Consider the following 22,641-nt stretch of genomic DNA (forward strand, 5'->3'; position numbering starts at 1 on the left):
CACATATTCACTCGTACGGGTGAAGGTGTGGCTCATTGTCCGGTGCCGGTCCGGGCATCCACCCGTTCCAGCAGCACCACCGGCCGTCCCTCGAAGAGCTCGTCCACGCGCGCGTGCCCGGTGAACTCCCGCACCGGCGCCAGGACATCGGCCCACCGGCCCGGCGGCAGCGGCAGGACCGTGTCCCGCCAGCCGCCCGCCGCGGCCAGCCGCAGCGACAGCCGGGTCACCGCCGTGACCACCTCCCCGGAACGCGCGAACGCCAGGCAGTGCGCCGCGGCCGGGCCCTCGGCCGCCAGCGGCGTGTACGTCGCCGTGTCGCCGAAGACGTCCGGCCGCCGCGCCCGCAGCCGCAGCGCCGCCGCCGTCACCACGTCCTTCTCGCCCGGGTCCGCGGGCGGGAAGGCGACCGGACGGCGGTTGTCCGGGTCCACCAGCGCCCGGTACTCGCCCTCGGTGCCCTGGTAGACGTCCGGCACTCCCGGCATCGTCAGCTGGACCAGCGCCGTGCCCAGCACGTTGGCCCGGACGTGCGCCGCCAGCGAGGCGCGGAAGGCCGCCACACGCTCGCCCGGCGCCCCGCACGGCCCCGCCGCGACGAACGAGACCACCGTCTCCTCGTACGGCGGCTCCTGCTCCGTCCAGCTCGTGTACAGGCCGGCCTCCCGCACATGCTTCACCAGCGCCCGGCGCACCCGCTCCGGGTCCGCCGGGCCGAGCCCGAACACCGTCTGCCAGGCGGCCCAGGCCGTCTGCGCGTCCGGCACGACCCCGCCGCCGTCCCGGGTCACCTCGGCCAGCAGGTCCGCCCAGCGGTCCGGGCACTCCGTCAGCACCGCCAGCGCCGCGCGCACGTCGGCGCTGCGCTTGGTGTCGTGTGTCGTCACGACCGTCCCGGTGAGCGGCCAGTCGCGCTGCACGCGCGCGCAGTAGGCGTGGAAGTCGTCGGGGGAGACGCCCGGACTTCCCGGGTCGCCGCCCACCTCGGTCGCCGACAGCAGCGGCACGTACCGGTAGAACGCCGTGTCCTCCACGGACTTGGCCCGCAGCGCCGAGGCGGTCTGCGCGAACCGCGCCCGGAACTCGTCGGCCTCCGGTCCCTGCCCGGCCACCAGCAGCCCGCGCACCACGTCCACCGCCCCGCCCTCCTCGGGCACCAGGAACGCCGGCCGGGCCTCCTCCGCGGCCTGTTCGGTGACCACGGCAGCCGCGTCGTCGATGCCGTAGGGCCGGTACACGCGCAGCCGTACCAGCAGCTCCTCGAGGGCGGTGCGCAGCGCCCAGGGCGCGCGGTCGCGCAGCGCGGGGTCGGGCGAGGCGGCGCACGCCCGCGTGGCCGCCCGCGTCAGCCGGTCCGTCTCGGTGGCCAGCTCGTGGGTGACCACCTTGTACGCCGCCCGCCGGACCGTCGCCTCCCAGTCACCGCCGCGGTCGGTCTCCGGGGCCGCGAACCGCCGGTACTGCCCCAGCAGTTCGCCGGCCCCCACGGGATCGGTGAACAGCCCGTCCACCTGCCGCAGGGCGTCGTACCCGGTGGTCCCGGCGACCGGCCAGCCGGCCGGCAGGTGCTCGCCGTCGGCCAGGATCTTCTCCACGACCGTCCAGCGGCCGCCGGTCGCCCCGTGCAGCCGGGTGAGGTAGCCGGTGGGGTCGGCGAGCCCGTCGGGATGGTCGATCCGCAGCCCGTCCAGCACGCCCTCGTGCAGCAGCTGGAGGATCTTGCCGTGGGTGGCGTCGAACACCTCGGGGTCCTCGACGCGTACCCCGATCAGCTCCGAGATGCTGAAGAACCGCCGGTAGTTCAGCTCGGTCCGGGCCAGCCGCCACCACACCGGGCGGTACCACTGGGCGTCCAGCAGCGCCGGCAGCGGCAGGTCCGCGGTGCCCTCCCGGAGCGGGAAGGCGTGCTCGTGGTAGCGCAGCACGTCCCCGTCGACCGTGAGCTCCCCCAGGACCTCGCCGACCGGCCCGCCGAGCACCGGGACCAGCAGCTGCCCGCCCTGGGCCTCCCAGTCGATGTCGAACCAGCGCGCGTACGGCGACTTCGGGCCCTCCCGCAGCACCTCCCACAGGGCCCGGTTGTGCCGGGGGGACATGGCCATGTGGTTCGGCACGATGTCCACGACCAGACCGAGGCCGTGCGCCCGCGCGGTGCGCGAGAGCGCGCGGAGCCCGTCCTCGCCGCCGAGTTCCGCACGCACGCGCGCGTGGTCGACCACGTCGTACCCGTGCGTGGAGCCGGGGACGGCCTCCAGGACGGGGGAGAGGTGGAGATGCGAGACGCCGAGCGAGGCGAGATAGGGCGCGGCGGCCTCGGCGGCCGAGAAAGGGAAGTCCGGCTGGAGCTGGAGCCGGTAGGTGGAGGTCGGGACGGTGGGCGGGGTTCGCTCGGCTGTCATGCGGATGTGTGTACCCCCACTGTGGGTTCTTCTGTCAGAGCGCGGGTCCGGTGGGGTTGATCGCGCCGTTCTCCGCGCCCCTGCCAGGGCGCCTCACGCCGGCCTCTTCAGGACGGTCAGGCTCCGCTCCACCAGCGTGAGCTTGGCCCCCGCGTCCACCTGCGCCCCCGGCGGCACCCCCTCGGCCCGCGCGGTGTCGACCACCACCTCCCACTGCCGTCCGTGGTTCACCGGAACCAGGAACTCCAGCGGGTCCGGCGACGCGTTGAACATCAGCAGGAAGGAGTCGTCGGCGATGCGCTCCCCGCGTGGGCCCGGTTCCGAGATCGCGTTCCCGTTGAGGAACACCGTCAGGGCCGAGGCCTGCGCCGAGTCCCAGTCCTGCTGGGTCATCTCATGGCCCTCGGGGGTGAACCACGCGATGTCGGAGAGCTCGTCATGGGTGCCCTCCACCGGGCGACCGTGGAAGAAGCGGCGGCGCCTGAAGACCGGGTGTTCCTTGCGCAGGCGCGCCATCGCGCGCGTGAAGGCCAGCAGCCCGCCGGCGTCCTCGGGAGCCGGCCAGTCCACCCAGGACACCTCGTTGTCCTGGCAGTACGCGTTGTTGTTGCCCTGCTGCGTGCGGGCGAACTCGTCGCCGTGACCGATCATCGGCACGCCCTGGGACAGCATCAGCGTGGCGACGAAGTTCCGCATCTGCCGCTCGCGCAGTTCGAGGACGCCGGGGTCGTCGGTGTGCCCCTCGACCCCGCAGTTCCACGACCGGTTGTGGCTCTCGCCGTCCCGGTTGTCCTCGCCGTTGGCCTGGTTGTGCTTGTCGTTGTACGACACCAGGTCGTGCAGGGTGAAGCCGTCGTGGCAGGTCACGAAGTTGATGGAGGCCAGCGGCCGGCGGCCGTCGTCCTGGTAGAGGTCGGAGGAGCCGGTCAGCCGGGAGGCGAACTCCGCGAGCGCGCGCGGCTCGCCACGCCACAGGTCGCGCACGGTGTCGCGGTACTTGCCGTTCCACTCGGTCCACAGCGGCGGGAAGTTGCCCACCTGGTAGCCGCCCTCGCCGACGTCCCAGGGCTCGGCGATCAGCTTCACCTGGGAGACCACCGGGTCCTGCTGCACCAGGTCGAAGAACGACGACAGCCGGTCCACCTCGTGGAACTGCCTCGCCAGGGTCGCCGCGAGGTCGAAGCGGAAGCCGTCGACATGCATCTCGGTGACCCAGTACCGCAGCGAGTCCATGATCATCTGGAGCACGTGCGGGGACCGCATCAGCAGCGAGTTCCCGGTGCCGGTGGTGTCCATGTAGTAGCGCGGATCGTCGGTCAGCCGGTAGTACGACGGGTTGTCCAGGCCCCGGAAGGACAGCGTCGGGCCCAGGTGGTTGCCCTCGGCGGTGTGGTTGTAGACCACGTCCAGGATCACCTCGATCCCGGCCTCGTGCAGCGCCCGGACCGCCGACTTGAACTCCAGGACCTGCTGGCCGCGGTCGCCCCAGGAGGCGTACGCGTTGTGCGGGGCGAAAAAGCCGATCGTGTTGTAGCCCCAGTAGTTGTTCAGACCCATGTCGACCAGCCGATGGTCGTTCACGAACTGGTGGACCGGCATCAGCTCGAGCGCGGTCACCCCGAGCTCCACCAGGTGCTCGATCAGCGCCGGGTGGGCGAGCCCCGCGTAGGTGCCGCGCAACTCCTCCGGCAGGCCCGGGTGGCGCATGGTGAGGCCCTTCACGTGGGCCTCGTAGATCACCGTGTGGTGGTACTCGGTGCGCGGCCGCCGGTCGTCGCCCCAGTCGAAGTACGGGTTGACCACCACCGACGTCATGGTGTGCGGCGCCGAGTCCAGGTCGTTGCGCCGGTCGGGGTCGCCGAAGTGGTAGCCGTACACCTCCTCGCCCCAGCGCACCGACCCGCTGACCGCCTTCGCGTACGGATCGAGCAGCAGCTTCGCCGAGTTGCAGCGCAGTCCGCGCCCGGGGTCGTACGGGCCGTGCACCCGGAAGCCGTAGCGCTGCCCGGGCATCACCCCCGGCAGGTACGCGTGCCGTACGAACGCGTCGCTCTCGCGCAGCTCGACGGCTGTCTCGGAGCCGTCGTCGTGCAGCAGACACAGCTCCACTCGGTCCGCGGTCTCCGTGAACACCGCGAAGTTGGTCCCGGCGCCGTCGTACGTCGCGCCGAGCGGATATGCCTCTCCAGGCCAGACCTGCATGAAGTCGACTCTTCCAGGTGTGCCTTACGCCCGGGGGCGCCTTGGTCATGAGTCTGCCCGAAAGTAATGGAACCCCAGGTGACTTACGTCCCTCTTACCCCGCGACCAGTGCTCACAGCGCCCATGTGGCGAAGTGTGCCGAACCAGTGGGGCAGACACGTACTCCCTGTGACCTGGGGGGAGTAGGGGGAAGATGTGCGCAAGATAGTGCACCGCCATCTGGGCAAGGTGGTGGCCGGTGCGGGACTGGCGGTGGCGGGGACCGCCGTGATGGTCGGGATCACCCTCCCGGGTACGGCGGGGGCCGACGAGTCGGGAGGGAGCGACGGGACCGGCGCGGTCGCCGGGCAGCAGGCCGGGCAGGGCAAGGACGCCGTCAAGGGCGGCGTGGTGGAACAGGCGCCCGCCGAGGGGAAGAAGGGCACGGGCAGCGACCCGCTGACCGACGACGAGACCAAGCGCGTCGAACAACTCGCTCTGACCAAGCAGATGTTCAACGCCGGGGAGAACGTCGAGGGCCGGCGCGGCCCGGAGCGGCTCAGCGTCGACCTCGCCGAGCCGGACGCGAACGAGCTGGACAGCTCGAACGCGCCGCGCCGCGCGGACGTCACGTTCTACGACTACCGCGACGACAGCCTCGTCACCCGGACCGTCAACCTGGACACCGGCAAGGTCGAGCAGACCACCACCCGGCAGGGCGTCCAGCCGCCGCTCAGCCACGACGAGAACGTCGAGGCCCTCCAGCTGCTGATCGCCGACCCGCTCGGCGCCGGCCTGAAGGCGGACTTCAAGGACGCCACGGGTACCGCACTGACCGACCCCGAGCAGCAGCTGCTGCTCAACAGCGCGGTCTACCGCGCCATCCCGGGCGCCCAGCCGGCCGCGCTCGACAAGTGCGGCGAACACCGCTGCGTGCGGCTCTTCCCGAAGGTGAAGAACGGGCCGTGGATCGACGCCAGGTCGCTGATCGTCGACCTGAGCGCGCGCAAGGTCGTGAAGCTCGGCCGCTGAGCCGGCTCCGTTCGCTCGTCCTTCCCATCGCACCTCCCGTACGAGGAGTCATTTCGTCATGCACGTGAACGAACGCGCGGCCACCCGCGTGCCCAGAGTCCGCCGTGCCCGCAGGACGGCCGCCGTGGGCCTGTCGGTCGCCGCTCTGGCGGCCGGCGCCACCACGGCCGCCGGTCCCGCCGTCGCCCAGCCCAAGCAGGCCGCCGCGGCCGCCGCCGACTGCTCCGCCGCCTACCGCATCGAGCAGAAGCTGTCCACCGGCACCACCTGGCGGATGTGCTGGCGCTACGACAGCAAGGCCGGGCTGGTCCTGGAGCACATCTCCTACCAGCCCAAGGGCGAGGCCGCGCCCATCAAGGTCCTCTCCAGCGCCCGGCTCGCCCAGATCGACGTCCCCTACGACGACGGCAGCGTCGAGTACGACGACCTGACCGGCTTCGGCTTCGCCCAGGGGCTGGTGCCGCTCGCCTCGGCCGAGTGCCCCGGCGGCACCATCAAGACCGTCAAGGTCCCCGACGCCTGGGACCCGGCCCACCCGAACGTCAACGGCCTGTGCACCACCACCCGTTCGCGTGGCCACGCGTACCGGATGCAGGCCGACACCGGCAACCGCGTGTACCAGCAGCAGGGCAAGGACCTGCTGGTCTACACCGTCAACAAGGTCGGCTGGTACGAGTACATGACCGAGTGGCGGTTCCAGGACGACGGCACGATCAACATGAACGTCGGCGCCACCGGCAGCCTCTCGCCCAGCGACTACGACGCGGGTGACGGCCGCGGCTGGCCGATCGGCAAGGGCGCCCACGCCTACGCCACCAGCCACAGCCACAACGTGTTCTGGAAGCTGGACTTCGACCTCGACGGCTCCTCCAAGAGCCGCGTCGAGCAGTACGACTCGGTGGTCAGCGCGCCCACGCACGGCCAGGAGGCGCCCACCAACAAGACCACCCGCACCGACGTCACCAAGGAGCTCGCGGGCGACTCCAAGAACATGCGCTGGTGGCGCGTGGTCAGCACGGCCGGCAAGAACAAGGACGGGCACGCCCGTTCGTACGAGATCGTCCAGGGCGCCACCAACAAGTACCCGGGTCACGGTTTCACCAAGCACGACGTCTACTTCACCCAGTACGACAAGTGCGAGCTGTTCGCGAGCAACAACCCGGGCTGCGCGAACGGTCACCCCAAGACCGTCGACCAGTGGGTCAACGGACAGACCCTCACCAACCCCGTGGTCTGGGTGAACGTCGGTTTCCACCACATCGCGCGCGACGAGGACCAGCAGCCGATGCCGGTCCACTGGCAGGGCTTCGCCATCGCCCCGCGTGACGTCACCGCTATGAATCCGCTCACTCCGGCCGCCCTCGCCGATCAGAACGGTCAGCCGGGAGGCGGTAGTTGAGAAACGACCTGTCCATCCGGCTGCACCGCCGACCACTCCCGGAGTACCCTTCCTTGATCGTTGGCATGGGGAGAGCTCGGGGGAGCGGAAGGCGGTGCACGGGTGGGCTCGGGAGGCCTGGAGCTGCCCCCTGGTGACGAGGGTCACGAGGGGAACTCCAAAGACGTCCCGCCCGGCGCGGTGTCCCTGGCCCGGCCGATGGACGCCACGGGCTCCATCGGACCGGAGCTGGAGTGGGACGCCGACGCCTGGCTCGAGGTGCGTACGCGCGCCCAGCGGGCGGGCCGGGCCTACATCTGGCTGAACCTCGTCGAGCAGCGGATGCGCACCGTCGTGGCCGCCGTGCTGCGGCCCATCTACGAACCCGTCCACGGCGACGAGTGGGTGGTCGCCGCGGCCGGTCCGGCCGGCCAGGAGTGGGTGCAGCGGGCGGTCGCGGTCCGCGAGGTCAGCCGCCGCAAGGGCTACCTGCTCGACCCCGCCGACGACAACGTGCTCAGCTTCCTCACGTTGCCGCAGCTGCGCGAGCTGATGGTGCAGCACTGGCCCTGCTTCGAGCCGTACTTCGACGAGCGCCGGGACGTCGAACTCGCCCTGGACGAGCTGGAGGTGACGCGCAACGTCGTCTCCCGCAACCGGGCCCTGTCCGGCGCCGTCCTCGACCAGGCCGAACGCGCCTCCGCCCGGCTCCTGGAGATGCTCGGCGCCGGCGGTGACGTGCCCTCCGCGCGCCGGCTGCCGGTGGACGCGGTCGAGGACCTCGTCGGCGACCGGTACGCGGACGTCGTCGCCGTCCACCCCGACCGGGTCCGCCTGATGCGGCAGTTCCCGGCCGAGGACCTCTTCGGCGCCGCCCGCCGGCTGGACGCCATCGGCATCGGCCTCAACCTGCTGGTGCAGAACTTCTCCGGCCGCCGCCTGATCCGCCTCGCCGAGACCGGCTGCCGGGTCCGCCTGCTCTTCCTGAACCCGGCCTCCAGCGCCGTCAAGCGCCGCGAGCGCGAACTGGGCATGAAGCGGGGCGAACTGGCCCGCTCGGTGGAGATGAACATCCTCCACATGCGCCGGGTCCGCTCCCGGCTGCGCGACCCGGGCGCCTTCGAGATCCAGGTGTACGACGACACGCCCCGCTTCTCGGCCTACCTGGTGGACGGCGACGGCGCCGACGGCGTCGCGATCATCCAGTCCTATCTGCGCGGGGCGCGCGGGATGGAGTCGCCGGTGCTGGTGCTGCGCAACGGCAACAAGGTGGTCAAGTCGGACGACCTGGTGGAAACAGGGCTCTTTCCGACGTATCGCGAGGAGTTCGAGATGACTTGGGCGGATTCGCGCCCGGTGTCCTGACGCGGGTGCGAGGGGGGGCGCGGCCGGCAACCGGAACGCGGTCCTCTGATTGTCAGTGGCGCATGCGAGGGTGGAGACCACTGGGGGAAAGCACCACCAAGAAGGGGGGCCGCCCATGGGCTGGCACCAGGAGCTCCTGATCGGCTTCGACCTGGAGACGACGGGTACCGATCCGCGAGAGGCGCGGATCGTCACGGGGGCCGTGATCGAGGTCAGGGCCGGGCAGGAACTGGGCCGCCGCGAGTGGCTGGCCGATCCGGGCGTGGAGATCCCGGCGGACGCGGTGGCGGTGCACGGCATCAGCAACGAGCGCGCGGCGGCCGAGGGCAGACCGGCCGACCAGGTCGCCGACGCCCTCGCGGACGTCCTCACCGGGTACTGGAAGACGGGCGTCCCCGTCGTCGCCTACAACGCGAACTTCGACCTCACCCTGCTCTCGGCGGAGTTGCGCCGCCACGGACTCCCGTCCCTCTCCGACCGCCTCGGCGGCCTCGACCCCGCACCGGTCGTGGACCCGTACACCATCGACCGCCGGGTGGACCGCTACCGCCGCGGCAAGCGCAACCTGGAAGCGGTCTGCGCCGAGTACGGCATCACTCTCACCGCCGCGCACAACGCCTCCGCCGACGCGCTCGCCGCGGCGCGCCTGGCCGGTGCGATAGCCGAGCGGCACCCGAAGGTCGCGGCGCTGGGCCCGGCGGAGCTGCACCAGCGGCAGGTGGAGTGGTACGCGGAGTGGGCGGCGGATTTCCAGAGCTTTTTGCGGCGCAAGGGGGAGGCCGACGCGGTGGTGGACGGGGCGTGGCCGGTGCGGGAGCTGGCCGAGGTGGTCTGAGGCGCCGGGCGGGTTGCGTGGTCCGTCTGCCGCGGGCCGGTGGGGGTTCGCCGCGCAGTTCCTCCCCCAGCCTTCGGCCGGGGGCACCCCCAGCGCCCCTTCGGGGCGCTCTTCAGTGGCGCTCCGTCAGCATCAGAAGGGGTACCAGCGTACCGACTCGTCGCCCTCCCGTAGTGACGCCACCCGGCGCCTGAACTCCGCCAGCGCCTTCGGGTTGCTCGGGGCGTGCTGGGCGACCCAGGCGCAGCTCGCCGTTTCCCGGGCGCCGCGCAGGACGCCGCATCCCTCCCACTCCCGAACGTCCCATCCGTAGGCCTCGGTGAACGAGTCGTAGGCCTCGGCGGGCAGGCCGTACCGGTCGCGGGACAGGGCCATCACCACCAGGTCGTGCTCGCGCAGGTCGGCGGAGAAGGTCTCCAGGTCGACCAGGACCGGGCCGTCCGGTCCGACGTGCACGTTGCGGGGCAGCGCGTCCCCGTGGATCGGGCCCGGCGTCAGACGCGGCGTCAGCGCGGCCGCGGCCGCCGCGAAACCGTCCCGGCGTTCCCGGAGATACGCGGCGTCGGCGGGGTCGATCGCGTCGCCGGCCAGCCGCAGCCAGCGTTCCACCCCACCCAGCAGCTCACGGGACGGCAGTCCGAAGGGAGGGGCCGGCAGTGCGTGGACGGTCCGCAGCAGTTCGGCCAGATCGCGCGGCTCGGCGGGGCGTACGGGGTCGGGCAGCCGATGCCACACGGTCACCGGATGCCCCTCGACGAGCCGCGCCTCCGGTTCGGCGGCCCGTACGGCCGGCACCCCGGTCTCCGCCAGCCAGCCGGCGATCTCCAGCTCGCGCCGGGCCCGGCCGAGCAGTTCGGCGTCCCGGCCGACCTTCACCACCAGGTCCCCGGCGGCGAACACCGCGTTCTCGCCCAGGGCCAGGAGCGAGGCGCCGGCCGCCGCGCCGGGCAGCACATCCGCCGCGGTCAGTACGTCCCGCGCCCTTGCCTCGTCCATCGTCCGCCTCCGTGTCCGCTCCCGCCGCCCGTTGCCCCGTGACTGTGCGGGTGCACACGGCGGCGTCTTCTCGCCATCCGGCGGTCAGTCTCGCATCCAAGGAGGTCGGCAGTGGTGCGCGGTGCCTTGACGGGACCACCCGCCTTCACGACCATGACCAGGCCCGAGGAGGCCGCGCAAAGGGGGAAGACGTGGCATTGGTCAGCGACGCGGCGACCGTGAAGCGGTCGGCCGCCGCCGCGAGGGTCACCGACCGGGGCGCCTGGTTCCTGGTGCTGCCCGCCCTGATCCCGATCCTCGTGCTGAGCGTGGGCCCGCTGCTCTACGGGATCATGCTGGCGTTCACCGACGCCCAGTCGGGCCGTACCACGGCGACACGGTGGATCGGCGGTCTCAACTTCCGGGACCTGGTGCACGACACGCTCTTCTGGGAGTCGTTCCGGATCGGGCTGGTCTGGGCCGTCGGGGTGACCGTGCCCCAGTTCCTGCTCGCGCTGGGCCTGGCCCTCCTCCTCAACCAGGAGTTACGGCTGCGCGGCCTGGCCCGCGCTCTCGCGATCGTCCCGTGGGCGATGCCCGAGGTGGTCGTCGGCATCATGTGGCGGCTGGTCTACAACCCGGACGCCGGGATCCTCAACGAGACCCTGCACGACCTGGGTCTCGGCGACGGCCGGGACTGGCTCGGCGGCCTCGCCACCGCCCTGCCCGCCGTGATCGTCGTCGGTGTCTGGGCCGGGATGCCGCAGACCACGGTCGCCCTGCTCGCCGGGCTCCAGAACACCCCGCGCGAACTCCACGAGGCCGCCGCCGTGGACGGCGCGGGCGCCTGGCGCCGCTTCCGCACGGTCACCTGGCCCGCCCTCAGACCCGTCGCGCTGGCCGTCACCGCGCTCAACCTGATCTGGAACTTCAACTCCTTCGCGCTGGTCTACGTCCTGACCAGCGGCGGCCCCGGCGGGAAGACCCGGCTGCCGATGCTGTTCGCCTACGAGGAGGCCTTCCGCTACGGCCAGTTCGGGTACGCGGCGGCGATGGGCTGTGTGATGGTCGCGGTGATCGCGGTGCTGCTCGCCGTCTTCCTGGCGGGCCGGCTGCGGGGAGGCGAGGACACGTGAGGACCAGGACCAGCACCCGTGTCGGCCGGTACGCGGCCCTGATCGCCTACCTCGTCTTCCTGGCCTTCCCGCTCCTGTGGCTGCTCTCCACGGCCTTCAAGTCCGCGCAGGAGCTGGGCAGTCTGCACCCCACCTGGATCCCGCGGCACCCCACCCTCGCCAACTTCCGGCAGGCCTTCGACGAACAGCCCCTGCTGCGCGCCGGCCTCAACTCCCTGCTCGCCGCGCTCGGCGCCGCGCTGATCGCCGTACTCCTCGCCACCCCGATGGCCTATGTGACGGCCCGGCGCCGCACCGCGCTCTCCCGGGCGGTCACCGGCTGGGTGGTGGTCGGTCAGGCGTTCCCGTTCGTGCTGGTGATCATCCCGCTGTTCCTGGTGCTGAAGAACCTGCGGCTGATCGACTCCCTGGCCGGCCTGGTGCTGGTGTACGTCGTGTGGGCGCTGCCGTTCGCGCTGTGGATGCTCGTCGGACACGTCAGGGCGGTGCCCGTCGAACTGGAGGAGGCGGCGGCCGTCGACGGGGCCGGGCGGCTGCGGACCCTGGTGTCGGTGACGGCGCCGCTGCTGGCACCCGGGATCGTGGCGACCGCGCTGTTCGCCTTCGTCACCGCCTGGAACGAGTTCTTCTTCGCGCTGGTGCTGCTGAAGACACCGGAGAAACAGACCCTGCCGGTCGTCCTCACCCACTTCATCGGCGCCGAGGGCGTGGCGGACCTGGGCCCGCTGGCGGCGGCCGCCTTCCTCGCCACCCTGCCCTCACTGCTGGTCTTCGCCCTCGTGCAGCGGCGGCTCACGGGCGGACTGCTCGCCGGGGCGGTGAAGAGCTGATGCGGGCCAGGGCGACCACGGCCGTCGTCGTACTCCTCCTGCTGATCGCGGGCTGCTCGGCCGGTCGCGGGACCGGCGGCCCCATCACCCTCCGCTTCCAGTCGCTGGCCTGGCAGGACGAGTCGGTCGCCGCCAACAAGGAACTGGTGAAGGAGTGGAACGCCACCCACGCGGACGTCAAGGTCGAGTACGTGCAGGGCAGTTGGGACAGCGTCCACGACCAGCTGCTGACCTCCTTCGAGGGCGGTGAGGCGCCGGACATCATCCACGACGCCTCCGACGACCTCGCGGACTTCGCCTACGGCGGGTACCTCGCCGACCTGACCGGTCTGCTGCCCGCCCGGCTCAGGTCCGCGATACCCGAACGCAGCTGGCGGACGGCCCGCTTCGGCAAGGGCCTCTACGGCGTGCCCTTCCTCCAGGAGCCGCGCGTCCTGATCGCCAACACGACCTGGCTGGCCAGGTCCGGCGTGCGCATCCCGACCCCCGCGCATCCGTGGACCTGGACCGAGTTCAGGCAGGTCACCCGGCGGCTCAGCGGCGCCGGCCGGTACGGCGTCGCCTGGCCCCTCAAGGAACCCGTCTCCGCCACCCTCAACCTCTCGCTCTCCGCGGGCGGGCGGCTCTTCCACCGGACCGCCGACGGCACGGTGACCGTCCGCTTCGAGGCCGCCGACCAGGTCGTGCCGCGCACGATCCACGACCAGCTCGGCGTCGACCACAGCGCCCCCGGCTCCACCCTGGGCAGCGGCGGCTCGGACACCCTGCCCGGCTTCTTCGGCGGCAAGTACGCGATGGTCCCGCTCGGCTTCTCCTACCGCCAGCAGATCGTCCAGCAGGCGCCCAAGGGCTTCGACTGGGAGGTGCTGCCGGCCCCGGCCGGCGCCGACGGGCTCGCCCAGGGGGTCAGTCCGCAGACGCTGTCGATCGCCGAGGACAGTCCCCACAAGAAGGAAGCGATCGAGTTCGTGGACTTCCTGCTGCGGCCGCGGAACATGGTCCGGCTCGCCCTCGGCGACTGGATGCTGCCCACCGGCGCCGAGGCCCTGAAGGACCCGGCCCTGCACACCGCGGAGTACGGCTGGGCCACCGGCACCGCTCTCGCCGGACAGCTGGGCCCGGCCCCCGCCCAGACGGTCCGCGGCTATCCCGAGTGGAAGGACAAGGTGGCCGGCCCGGCCCTCCAGGAGTACTACAGCGGCGCCATCGGCCTCGGCGAACTCCGCCGCCGGCTGGAGCGGGACGGCAACCTGGTGCTCGCCCGCTACCAGCGCTGACCGGCGAAGAAGGGGACAGGGCCCGCCGGCTCACCGGAGCCGGCGGACCCTGTGCGGCGGGCCGGTGCTCAGACCGGCAGGCGGTCCTGCTCGCCGCGGGCCGGTGCTCAGACCGGCAGGCGGTCCTGCTCGCCGCGTGCCGCCGGCGGCGCCACCGGCTCCGGCGACTCGTCGTGGGTCAGGTCCGGCAGCCACCGCAGCCAGCTCGGCAGGTACCAGTTGCGCTCGCCGAGCAGCGCCATCACCGCCGGGAGCAGCACACCCCGGATGACCGTCGCGTCGATCAGGACGGCCGCCGCCAGGCCCACGCCCATCTGCTTCATGGACTGCATGGACAGCGTGCCGAAGATCGCGAAGACGGCGACCATGATGACGGCGGCGCTGGTGACGACCCCGGCCGTGGTGACCACCCCGTGCTGGATGGCGTCCTTGGTGGACCGGCCGCGCAGCCGGGCCTCGCGGATCCGGGAGACCACGAACACGTGGTAGTCCATCGACAGGCCGAACAGGATCACGAAGAGGAACAGCGGCAGCCAGGTGACGATCGCGCCGACACCCTCCGCGCCCACCAGGGAGGCGCCCCAGCCGTGCTGGAAGACGGCGACGAGGATGCCGTACGCGGCCCCCACCGAGAGCAGGTTGAGGACGATCGAGGTGATCGCCACGGTCAGCGAGCGGAACGACAGCAGCATCAGCAGGAAGGCGAAGACGACCACGAAGGCGAAGACCGGAACGACCGAGCCCATCAGCTGGTCGTTGAAGTCCTCGTTGCCCGCGACCGAGCCGGTGATGGGCGCCTGCACCCCGTCGACCCGGCCCAGGGTGGCCGGCCGCACCTCGTCGCGCAGCGTGCGCAGGCTCTGGCCGGCCTTGTCCATGTCGGAGCCGCCCACCAGCGGCACGGATATCAGGGCGACGTTCTGGGCGTCGTGCAGCTTGATGTCGACCGGGCCGCGCGAGGCGCCCGAACTGATCGCCCGTTCCCGGAAGTCGGTCAGCGCCCGCCGCACCTCGGGGGCGTTGATGTCCTTGGCCCTGACGACCACCTCGGCGGGCTCGGAACCGCCCGGGAAGGCCTCGTTGAGCCGGTCGTAGGTCCCCACGATCGGCAGCGAGTGGCCGAACTCCTGGTCCAGGGTGAGCTGGGAGGTCTTCATCCCGAGCGCGGGCGCGGCGACGGCGAGGAGCGCGCCGACCGCGACGGCCACGGAGACCAGCGGCCTGGCGAGCACGCCCCGCAGGACGGCGGTCCAGAAGCGGCTCTCGGCGCGGCCGCCCCGGCGCTCGCGGCGGCGCAGGAAGGGGATCCGGCCCTTCTCGACCCGCTCGCCCAGCAGGGAGAGCAGCGCCGGCAGCACGGTCACGGAGCCGACCATGGCGACCGCGACGACCATCAGGGAGGCCAGTCCCATCGCCTCGAACTCGGCGAGCCCGGTGAACAGCATGCCCGCCATGGCCACGCACACCGTGACACCGGAGACGATGATCGCCCGGCCGCTGGTGGCGGCGGCGATGCGCAGCGCGGCGCCCGCGTCCCGGCCGGCGTCCCGCTCCTCGCGTTCCCGGCGCAGGTAGAACAGGCAGTAGTCGACGCCGACCGCCATGCCGACCAGCAGCATCACGGAGTTGGCGGTGTCACTCATCGGCTGGAGGTGGCTGACGAGGCCCATCAGGCCCATCGTCGCCATGATCGCGGTGATCGCCAGGCCGACCGGCAGCAGCGCGGCCACCAGCGCGCCGAAGGCGATCAGCAGGATCCCGAAGGCCACCGGGACGGCGGAGTACTCGGCCCGCTGGAAGTCCTTGCCGAAGGCGTCGTCGTACTGCTTGTTCATGCTGGCGCCGCCGATCTCCTCGATCCGCAGCGAGCCGTGTGCCTGCTGGACCCCGGCCACGGCGTCCAGCACCGGCCCGACCCGGTCGCCGGCGGTCTCCGCGTCACCGCGCATGTCGAACTGGACCAGCGCGCTGCGGCCGTCCTTCGAGATGGTCCGGGTGTCGTACGGCGAGGTGACGTCCGTGACCCGGCCGGTGCCCTCGACGGCCTTCACCACGTCGGCGACGGCAGCCCTGAACGCGTCGTCCGTGGCCTTGACCGAGGTGCCCTTCGCCTGGATCAGCACCGTCTCACTGGCCGGCTCCTTGATCCCCGCGTCGTCGATGATCTTCGCGGCGGTGTGGGTCTCGCCCTTGAGCTGGTCGCCCTCGTCGACGTCGACCCGGCCGGCCGCCGAGCCGAGCCCCATCGCCAGGACCACGAACAGCACCCATATGCCGACGGCGGCCCAGCGGTGCCGGGCGCTCCAGCCGCCGGCCCGGGCGGCCAGGCCCCGCACCCGCGTCGCTCCGTGCCCCTTGACGGGATCCATGACGGGATCGCCCCCCTCGTGTGCGGTGACGGCCCCGGCCGCCACGGTCTCTTCACGACTTCCTTCGTTCGTTTCGAAGGTATGGGCCCGGCAAGAGCGACTCCTCGTGCTGCCCGGTGAAGTACGGCGGCCGGTTCTCGTCGCCGAGGAGGATGTCGGGCCCTTACATCTTTCGGTCCGTCTCGGGGGTGATGATCAGGGGTGTCCCTTCCGACGACGTGCATCCTCTTTGTGATTGCGGAACCTTGTTGAACAAGTCACAGGTGCGTGTAGAGGTTGATCCGGGCCGGTCCGATCGGCCAGAGTTTCGGGCAGTCCGGGTTGCCCGGTACGGCCGTCGTGCCGACCCCCACGGGGCACGACGGCCGTTCTAAGGTGTTCGAATGACGACCTATGCGGCGCTGCTGCGCGGGATCAACGTGGGTGGCAGGAAGAAGCTCCCGATGGCGGAGCTGCGCGGGCTGCTGACCGGGCTGGGGTACGAGTCCGTCCAGACCTACCTGCAGAGCGGCCAGGCCGTCTTCGCGTGCGGCCACGGGGACGCGGAGTCGCTCGCCGCCGAATTGACCAAGGCGATCGAGGGGCGGTTCGGCTTCTCGGTCGACGTGCTCGTCCGCGACCACGCCTATCTGAAGGCGGTCGCCGAGGCCTGCCCGTTCCCGGCCGCCGAACTGGAGGCCAGGCAACTGCACGTCACCTACTTCTCCGGGCCCCTCGCCCCGGAGCGCTTCGCGGACCTGGATCCGGCCGCCCACCACCCCGAGGAGTTCCGCCTCGGCGACCGCGCGCTGTACCTGTACGCCCCGGACGGCCTCGGCCGCTCCAAGCTGGCGGAGGCACTGTCCCGGCCCCGCATCAACAAGGGGCTGATCGCGACGACCCGGAACTGGAACACGGTACTGAAGCTGGTCGAGCTGACCGGCTGACAACCACCCAATACGGGCAAGTCGTTGGCAAGCGAACCGGTAAAGCCCCAGGTGTGACACGTTCGCCGCGAACGGCGCAGAGAGAAGAGCCGGCCACGGCAGCGAGCGCTCCCAGGAGCCCGCCGCCGGCCGGCTGTTCGCGGTCCGACGGACAGGGGAGCGCCGGACCGCGAACACGGACCCGTCAGGCCCCGACGGCCGCCAGCGCCGGCAGGCATGCCGCGTCGTACCGTTCGAGCAGCACCCGCGCCACCTCCGGGGCCGGTCCGAGTACCTCGGCCAGTACGTCCGCCGTCGCGGCGCCCCGGGCGATCCGGTCCGGCAGGAAGCCGGGGGCGAGGACGTACGGGGCCACCGCCACCCGGGCGCAACCCAGTTCCCGGAGTTCGCGTACCGCGTCCTCGGTGCGGGGGAGGGCAGCGGAGGCGAACGCGGGCCGTACGGCACGCCAGCCGGTGCGCCGCCACCGTCGCGCGAGGTCGGCGATCACCGCGATCGCCTCCGGGTCACTGGACCCCGCCGAGGCCAGCACCACCCCGGTCGAGGACTTGTCGGCGGGGGTCAGCCCCGCCTCGTACAGCCGCCGTTCCAGGGCCGACACCAGCAGCGGGGACGGGCCCAGCACCTCCGCCTGCCGGATCCGCAGCTGCGGCGGCGCGCCCCTCAGGACGGCCGGGATGTCGGCCTTCGCGTGGAACGCACGCGTCAGCAGCAGCGGCAGGGCCACGACGTCACGGACGCCCTCCGCCGCCAGTGACTCCAGCACCCCGTGCACGGACGGGAGGTTGAAGTCCAGGAAGCCCGTCTCCACGCGCACCCCGGGCCGCAGCGACCGCACCCGGCGCACCAGGGCGTGGACGGTCGCGGCGTGCCGCGGATCGCGGCTGCCGTGGGCGATGACGAGGAGAACGGGCTTCGTGCGCATGGGTATCAGCTCTTCACCAGCAGGCCGCGGCTGCGCAGCACCCAGCGCTCCAGCGGGCTGAAGATCAGCAGGTCGATCGCGATGCCGACGAACAGGATCAGGATGATGGCCTCGAAGACCATGGCCATGTCGCTGGCGGTGCGCGCGTTCTCCAGGAGCTGGCCGAGGCCCACCCCGAGGTCGGGGAAGCTCGCGATGATCTCCGCCGCCATCAGCGAGCGCCAGGAGAACGCCCAGCCCTGCTTCAGGCCCGCCACATAGCCGGGCAGCGCCGCGGGCAGGACGACGTGCCAGATGCCCTTCACGCCCGTCGCGCCCATGGTGCGGCCGGCCCGCAGGAACAGCGGCGGCACCTGGTCGACGCCGGACACCAGGCCGTTGGCGATGGAGGGGACCGCGCCGAGCAGGATCACCGCGTACATCATCGAGTTGTTCAGGCCCAGCCAGATCACGGCCGGCGGCACCCAGGCCACCGACGGCAGCGACTGGAGGCCGGAGAGGATCGGGCCGATCGCCGCCCGCACGAACTTCACCCGCGCCACCAGCAGCCCGAGCGGGGTGCCGATGACCAGCGCGAAGAGGAAGCCGAGCAGGCCGCGGCTGACGCTGGTCCAGATGTAGCCGAGCAGGTCGCCCTTGAGCCAGGCGTCCTTGAACGTGTCGCCCACCGCGGCCGGCGACGGCAGCTTGGACGGGTCGTCGACGACCGGGACGAGGAGCGTCCAGGCCACGAGCACCACGGCGAGCGCGATGATCGGCGGCAGGATCTTGCTGGTGAAGGTCTGGCGGAAGGGCGCACGGCCGGTGACGGCGATCTCCAGCGCGTCCAGGCCCGCCTCGATGCCGGCCAGCTCGGCGCCGACCGTGGCCGCCGTCCCCGGCGTCTTCGTCTCACTGCTGGCCATGGCGGCGGATCTCCCCTCGCAGGACTTCGGTGATCTCAAGGGACAGCTCGGCCACGGGCGCGTCCTCGATGCGGCGCGGCTGCGGTATGCCGACCTCCCACTCGCGGGCGATCCGGCCCGGGCGGGAGGACAGCAGGACCACCCGCTGCGCGAGCCGTACCGCCTCGCGCACGTTGTGCGTGACGAACAGGACGGAGAGGCCGGTCTCCTCCCAGATCCGGGTCAGCTCGTCGTGCAGCACGTCCCGGGTGATGGCGTCCAGGGCCGAGAACGGCTCGTCCATCAGCAGTAGCCGGCTCTCCTGGGCGAGCGCGCGGGCCAGTGCCGCCCGCTGGCGCATACCGCCGGACAGCTCGTGGACGCGCTTGTCGTAGGCGCCGTTCAGCCGGACCAGTGCGAGCAGCTCCTCGGCCTTGGCACGGCGGTCGTTCTTGGGAACCCCCCTGAGCCGCAGGGCGAGTTCGATGTTCTTGCCCGCGGTCAGCCACGGGAAGAGCGCGTGCTCCTGGAACATCAGGGCGGGCCGCCCGTCCGTCGCGATGGAGCCCGCGGTGGGCCGGTCGAGCCCCGCCACCAGGTTCAGCAGCGTGGACTTGCCGCAGCCCGAGGCCCCCAGGAGGGTGACGAACTCACCCGGCGCGACATCGAGACTGATGTCGTCCAGGACGAGCTGCTGCCCGCCCGGAGTCGCGAAGGACTTCGAGACATGCTCAAGGCGTGCCGAGTACTCGACCGACTCGTCGGCCTTGGCGAGTGTCGTGGTCGTGGCCATGGTCGTCACCTCCTGGGATCTCGTCGGGACCGGCGTCAGCTGCTGCCGAGCCCGGCGGCGCTGACCGTGCTCGCGCCCTCGGCCTTCAGCACCTTGTTGAGGATCGTCAGGTCGTAGATGTTCTTGAGCAGCGGGTCGGTGAGCAGACCGGCCTTGACGGCGTGCTGGGCCTCGGTGTTGAGGGTGGAGGCCAGCGGGTCGTCGGTGAACTTGATGGACGACCAGGCCGAGTCGAGGACGTTGGCGGGCAGTGCCTTGCCGGAGTCGATCTCCAGCTGCTTGTTCGCCGCGGTCTTCGCCTCGTCCGAGTTGGCGTTGATCCACTTGTTGGTCTCGACCGAGCCCTTCAGCACGGCCTCGACGACCTTCGGGTGCGCCTTGAGGAACTTCTGCGAGACGATGATGTTCGTGATCACGAACTTCTTGTCGGGCCACAGCGACGACTCGTCCAGCAGGACCTTCGCGCCCTCGGCGACCAGCTTCGACGCGGTCGGCTCCGGCACCCAGGCGCCGTCGACGGAGCCCGCCTTGTAGGCGTCCGGGGTGATCTTGTTGTCGGTGCGGACGACCGTGACGTCACCCTTGCCGCTCTGCGCGTCGACCTTCCAGCCCTGGTCGGCGATCCAGTTGAGGAACGCCACGTCCTGCGTGTTGCCCAGCTGGGGCGTCGCGATCTTCTTGCCCTTGACGTCCGCCAGGGACTTGATCTTCTTGGGGTTGACGACCAGCTTCACGCCACCCGACGCCGAACCGCCGATGATCTTCAGATCGGTGCCGTTGGACTTGGTGTAGCCGTTGATCGCCGGGGAGGGGCCGATCCAGCCGATGTCGATGGAGCCGGAGTTGAGGGCCTCGATCTCGGACGGGCCGGCGTTGAAGATCGCGGGCTTGACCGTGGTGGCTCCCAGCTGCTTCTGGAAGAAGCCCTTCTGAATGCCGACCAGAGCGGTCGCGTGGGTCAGGTTGCCGAAGTAGCCGATCTTGACGGAGTCCAGACCGTCGATCTTCTTGGCCCCGGTGGCGACCTTGGCGGTGCCGCTCTTGTCGGAGTCGGACCCGTAGCCGCAAGCGGCGAGCGTGAGAAGCGGGAGCGCGGCTACCACGGCTATGCCGCGGCGAAGGAACTGTGAGCGGTTGGCAGGCACGGGAGGCTTTCCTCTCGTTGGCCCGGCGGTCACGGTCTTTCAGGTCGTGGCCGGGAGGTCGGCAGGTCTTCGTCGCATCCGGGACGTCGGGTGGGGGGCCAGGGCGCGCAGGCAGTGCGCGTACGTCAGCACACACATCGCGCCACCCCGCCCTGCCCGCTCCCGAGGTCACCGCTGCCGACGCGGCCGCCCTCCTTCGCGAACGTCGAGTAGACGTCGGTCGTCGTCATGTCAGAAGTCCCAGCCGTCGTCTTCGGTCTCGTCCTTGACCGGCTCGGGGGACGCGAACGACTCGCCGACCATGCCCGCGGTGAGCGTGGTGCCGTCGGCGGGGTCGATCAGGATGAACGAGCCGGTGCGGCGCGAGTCGGAGTAGGAGTCGACCGGCAGCGGCTCGGCGGTACGGATCTTCACCCGGCCGATGTCGTTGGCGACGAGCTGCCCCGGGTGCGGGTGCAGGGACAGGTCGTCGAGGGTGAGCCGGGACGGGATGTCCTTGACGATCGCCTTGACCGTGCGCGTGCCGTGCTTCAGCAGCACCCGGTGGCCGACGGTCAGCGGTTGGTCGGCCACGTGGCAGACGGTCGCCTCGACGTCCTGGGTGGTCGCCGGGGCGTCCTTCGTCGGCACGATCAGGTCGCCGCGCGACACGTCGATGTCGTCGGTGAGCAGCAGCGTCACCGACTGGGTCGTCCACGCCGTGTCGACCGGCCGGCCGAGCAGGTCGATGCCGGAGATCGTCGTCGTACGGCCGGACGGCAGCACCGTGACCGGGTCGCCGACCCGGAACGTGCCGGCCGCGATCTGACCGGCGTAGCCCCGGTAGTCGGGGTGCTCCGCGGTCCCCGGGCGGATCACGTACTGCACGGGCAGCCGGGCGTGGCAGTGCGCCAGGTCATGGCTGACCGGGACGGTCTCCAGGTGCTCCAGGACGGTCGGGCCGCCGTACCAGTCCATGTTCGCGGACGGCTCCACGACGTTGTCGCCGACCAGCGCCGAGATCGGGATGGCGGTGACCTCCGGGACGCCCAGCTCGGTCGCGTACGCCGTGAACTCCTCGGCGATCCCCGCGAAGACCGGCTCCTGGTAGCCGACCAGGTCCATCTTGTTGACGGCGAGCACCACGTGCGGGACGCGCAGCAGCGCGGCGATCGCGGCGTGCCGGCGGGTCTGCTCGACCACGCCGTTGCGGGCGTCGACCAGGATCACGGTCAGTTCGGCGGTGGAGGCGCCGGTGACCATGTTGCGGGTGTACTGCACGTGGCCGGGGGTGTCGGCGAGGATGAACCGGCGCTTCGGGGTGGCGAAGTAGCGGTAGGCCACGTCGATGGTGATGCCCTGCTCGCGCTCGGCCCGCAGCCCGTCGGTGAGCAGCGCGAGGTCCGGGGTGTCCTGGCCGCGGCTGGCGGAGGCCCGTTCGACGGCCTCCAGCTGGTCGGTGAGGACCGACTTGGAGTCGTGCAGCAGCCGTCCCACGAGGGTGGACTTGCCGTCGTCGACCGAACCGGCGGTCGCGAACCGCAACAGGGTGGTCTCCTCGAGACCGAGTTCCGTGGTGGTCGTGCTCATCTCTAGAAGTACCCCTCGCGCTTGCGGTCTTCCATCGCGGCCTCGGAGAGCTTGTCGTCGGCACGCGTGGCGCCGCGCTCGGTCAGCCGGGACGCGGCGATCTCCGTGATCACGGCGTCCAGCGTGGTCGCGTCGGAGTCGACAGCGCCGGTGCAGGACATGTCGCCGACGGTCCGGTAGCGGACCTGGCGCTTCTCGACGGTCTCGCCGTCCTTCGGGCCGCCCCACTCGCCGGCCGTCAGCCACATCCCGGCCCGCTGGAACACCTCACGCTCGTGCGCGAAGTAGATCTCCGGCAGCTCGATGCCCTCGCGGGCGATGTACTGCCAGACGTCCAGCTCGGTCCAGTTGGACAGCGGGAAGACGCGGACGTGTTCGCCGGGGGCGTGCCGGCCGTTGTAGAGGTTCCACAGCTCGGGGCGCTGGCGGCGCGGGTCCCACTGGGAGAACTCGTCGCGCAGTGAGAACACCCGTTCCTTGGCGCGGGCCTTCTCCTCGTCGCGGCGGCCGCCGCCGAACACGGCGTCGAAGCGCTCGCTCTGGATCTTCTCGGTGAGCGGCAGTGTCTGGAGGGGGTTGCGGGTGCCGTCGGGGCGCTCGCGCAGCACTCCCCGGTCGATGT

At 71.4% G+C, this 22,641-nt stretch carries 18 protein-coding genes; 8 read left to right on the forward strand and 10 right to left on the reverse strand.

From position 1 onward, the window contains the following. Positions 1 to 32: 32 nt before the first annotated feature. Complete coding sequence (treY, locus tag MB828_RS04630; protein WP_301647029.1) at positions 33 to 2,399, reverse strand: malto-oligosyltrehalose synthase; 2,367 nt, start codon at positions 2,397 to 2,399, stop codon at positions 33 to 35. Between the two features lie 93 nt (positions 2,400 to 2,492). Next, positions 2,493 to 4,601 (reverse strand): glycogen debranching protein GlgX, encoded by a 2,109-nt coding sequence (gene glgX / locus MB828_RS04635; RefSeq protein ID WP_133027648.1) that lies wholly within the window; start codon positions 4,599 to 4,601, stop codon positions 2,493 to 2,495. Positions 4,602 to 4,796: 195 nt separating this feature from the next. Between glgX and MB828_RS04640 the strand changes: the two genes are divergently transcribed. The 4 genes from MB828_RS04640 (at position 4,797) to MB828_RS04655 (ending at position 9,190) form a co-directional block, all read left to right on the forward strand. Then, positions 4,797 to 5,612 carry a Tat pathway signal sequence domain protein gene (locus MB828_RS04640; RefSeq protein WP_301647030.1) on the forward strand — a complete coding sequence of 272 codons (816 nt, stop codon included), beginning with the start codon at positions 4,797 to 4,799 and terminating at the stop codon, positions 5,610 to 5,612. Between the two features lie 58 nt (positions 5,613 to 5,670). Further along, the gene (locus MB828_RS04645) at positions 5,671 to 7,011 is read left to right on the forward strand and encodes a copper amine oxidase (protein ID WP_301647031.1); all 1,341 of its coding nucleotides are present in this window, start codon (positions 5,671 to 5,673) and stop codon (positions 7,009 to 7,011) included. Positions 7,012 to 7,113: 102 nt separating this feature from the next. Further along, the gene (locus MB828_RS04650) at positions 7,114 to 8,355 is read left to right on the forward strand and encodes an SAV2148 family HEPN domain-containing protein (protein WP_301647032.1); all 1,242 of its coding nucleotides are present in this window, start codon (positions 7,114 to 7,116) and stop codon (positions 8,353 to 8,355) included. Between the two features lie 115 nt (positions 8,356 to 8,470). After that, positions 8,471 to 9,190 (forward strand): 3'-5' exonuclease, encoded by a 720-nt coding sequence (locus tag MB828_RS04655; RefSeq protein ID WP_301647033.1) that lies wholly within the window; start codon positions 8,471 to 8,473, stop codon positions 9,188 to 9,190. 132 nt (positions 9,191 to 9,322) lie between these two features. Here the strand turns inward: MB828_RS04655 and MB828_RS04660 are convergent, their stop codons facing one another. Continuing rightward, positions 9,323 to 10,186: an aminoglycoside phosphotransferase family protein gene (locus MB828_RS04660; RefSeq protein WP_301647034.1), complete on the reverse strand. Its 864-nt coding sequence runs from the start codon at positions 10,184 to 10,186 to the stop codon at positions 9,323 to 9,325. Positions 10,187 to 10,383: 197 nt separating this feature from the next. On the opposite strand from MB828_RS04660, the gene MB828_RS04665 reads away from it, so the two are divergent. From MB828_RS04665 to MB828_RS04675, 3 genes are read left to right on the forward strand one after another with little or no spacing between them, the layout of a single operon-like run. Beyond that, positions 10,384 to 11,301, forward strand: coding sequence for a carbohydrate ABC transporter permease (locus tag MB828_RS04665; RefSeq protein WP_430381327.1), 918 nt, complete (start codon positions 10,384 to 10,386; stop codon positions 11,299 to 11,301). Beyond that, entirely contained in the window at positions 11,298 to 12,131 is an 834-nt protein-coding gene (locus MB828_RS04670; protein WP_133027642.1) for a carbohydrate ABC transporter permease, read from the forward strand. Before MB828_RS04665 ends, MB828_RS04670 begins: the two co-directional genes overlap by 4 nt. After that, complete coding sequence (locus MB828_RS04675) at positions 12,131 to 13,408, forward strand: ABC transporter substrate-binding protein (protein ID WP_301647035.1); 1,278 nt, start codon at positions 12,131 to 12,133, stop codon at positions 13,406 to 13,408. Before MB828_RS04670 ends, MB828_RS04675 begins: the two co-directional genes overlap by 1 nt. A 107-nt stretch (positions 13,409 to 13,515) precedes the next feature. Here MB828_RS04675 and MB828_RS04680 read toward each other — a convergent pair whose 3' ends face one another. After that, positions 13,516 to 15,777 (reverse strand): MMPL family transporter, encoded by a 2,262-nt coding sequence (locus MB828_RS04680; RefSeq protein ID WP_301647036.1) that lies wholly within the window; start codon positions 15,775 to 15,777, stop codon positions 13,516 to 13,518. Between the two features lie 383 nt (positions 15,778 to 16,160). Here MB828_RS04680 and MB828_RS04685 point away from each other — a divergent pair, with 383 nt between their 5' ends. After that, entirely contained in the window at positions 16,161 to 16,703 is a 543-nt protein-coding gene (locus MB828_RS04685; RefSeq protein ID WP_301647037.1) for a DUF1697 domain-containing protein, read from the forward strand. 184 nt (positions 16,704 to 16,887) lie between these two features. Here the strand turns inward: MB828_RS04685 and MB828_RS04690 are convergent, their stop codons facing one another. From MB828_RS04690 to cysD, 6 genes are all read right to left on the reverse strand, one after another. Then, positions 16,888 to 17,628, reverse strand: coding sequence for a sirohydrochlorin chelatase (locus MB828_RS04690; RefSeq protein ID WP_301647038.1), 741 nt, complete (start codon positions 17,626 to 17,628; stop codon positions 16,888 to 16,890). 5 nt (positions 17,629 to 17,633) lie between these two features. Continuing rightward, positions 17,634 to 18,533, reverse strand: a complete 900-nt coding sequence (locus tag MB828_RS04695) for an ABC transporter permease (protein ID WP_301647039.1) — start codon at positions 18,531 to 18,533, stop codon at positions 17,634 to 17,636. Continuing rightward, complete coding sequence (locus MB828_RS04700) at positions 18,520 to 19,305, reverse strand: ABC transporter ATP-binding protein (RefSeq protein ID WP_133027636.1); 786 nt, start codon at positions 19,303 to 19,305, stop codon at positions 18,520 to 18,522. Before MB828_RS04700 ends, MB828_RS04695 begins: the two co-directional genes overlap by 14 nt. A gap of 35 nt (positions 19,306 to 19,340) precedes the next feature. Then, positions 19,341 to 20,450, reverse strand: coding sequence for an aliphatic sulfonate ABC transporter substrate-binding protein (locus MB828_RS04705; RefSeq protein ID WP_301647040.1), 1,110 nt, complete (start codon positions 20,448 to 20,450; stop codon positions 19,341 to 19,343). A 231-nt stretch (positions 20,451 to 20,681) separates the two neighbouring features. Then, positions 20,682 to 22,019, reverse strand: coding sequence for a sulfate adenylyltransferase subunit 1 (locus MB828_RS04710; RefSeq protein ID WP_301647041.1), 1,338 nt, complete (start codon positions 22,017 to 22,019; stop codon positions 20,682 to 20,684). A gap of 2 nt (positions 22,020 to 22,021) precedes the next feature. After that, positions 22,022 to 22,641: sulfate adenylyltransferase subunit CysD (gene cysD, locus MB828_RS04715; protein ID WP_301647042.1), on the reverse strand; the 620-nt coding region annotated here is incomplete at its 5' end.

Origin of the sequence: Streptomyces arenae (assembly GCF_022343545.1) — a bacterium.
Lineage (GTDB): Bacteria > Actinomycetota > Actinomycetes > Streptomycetales > Streptomycetaceae > Streptomyces > Streptomyces humi.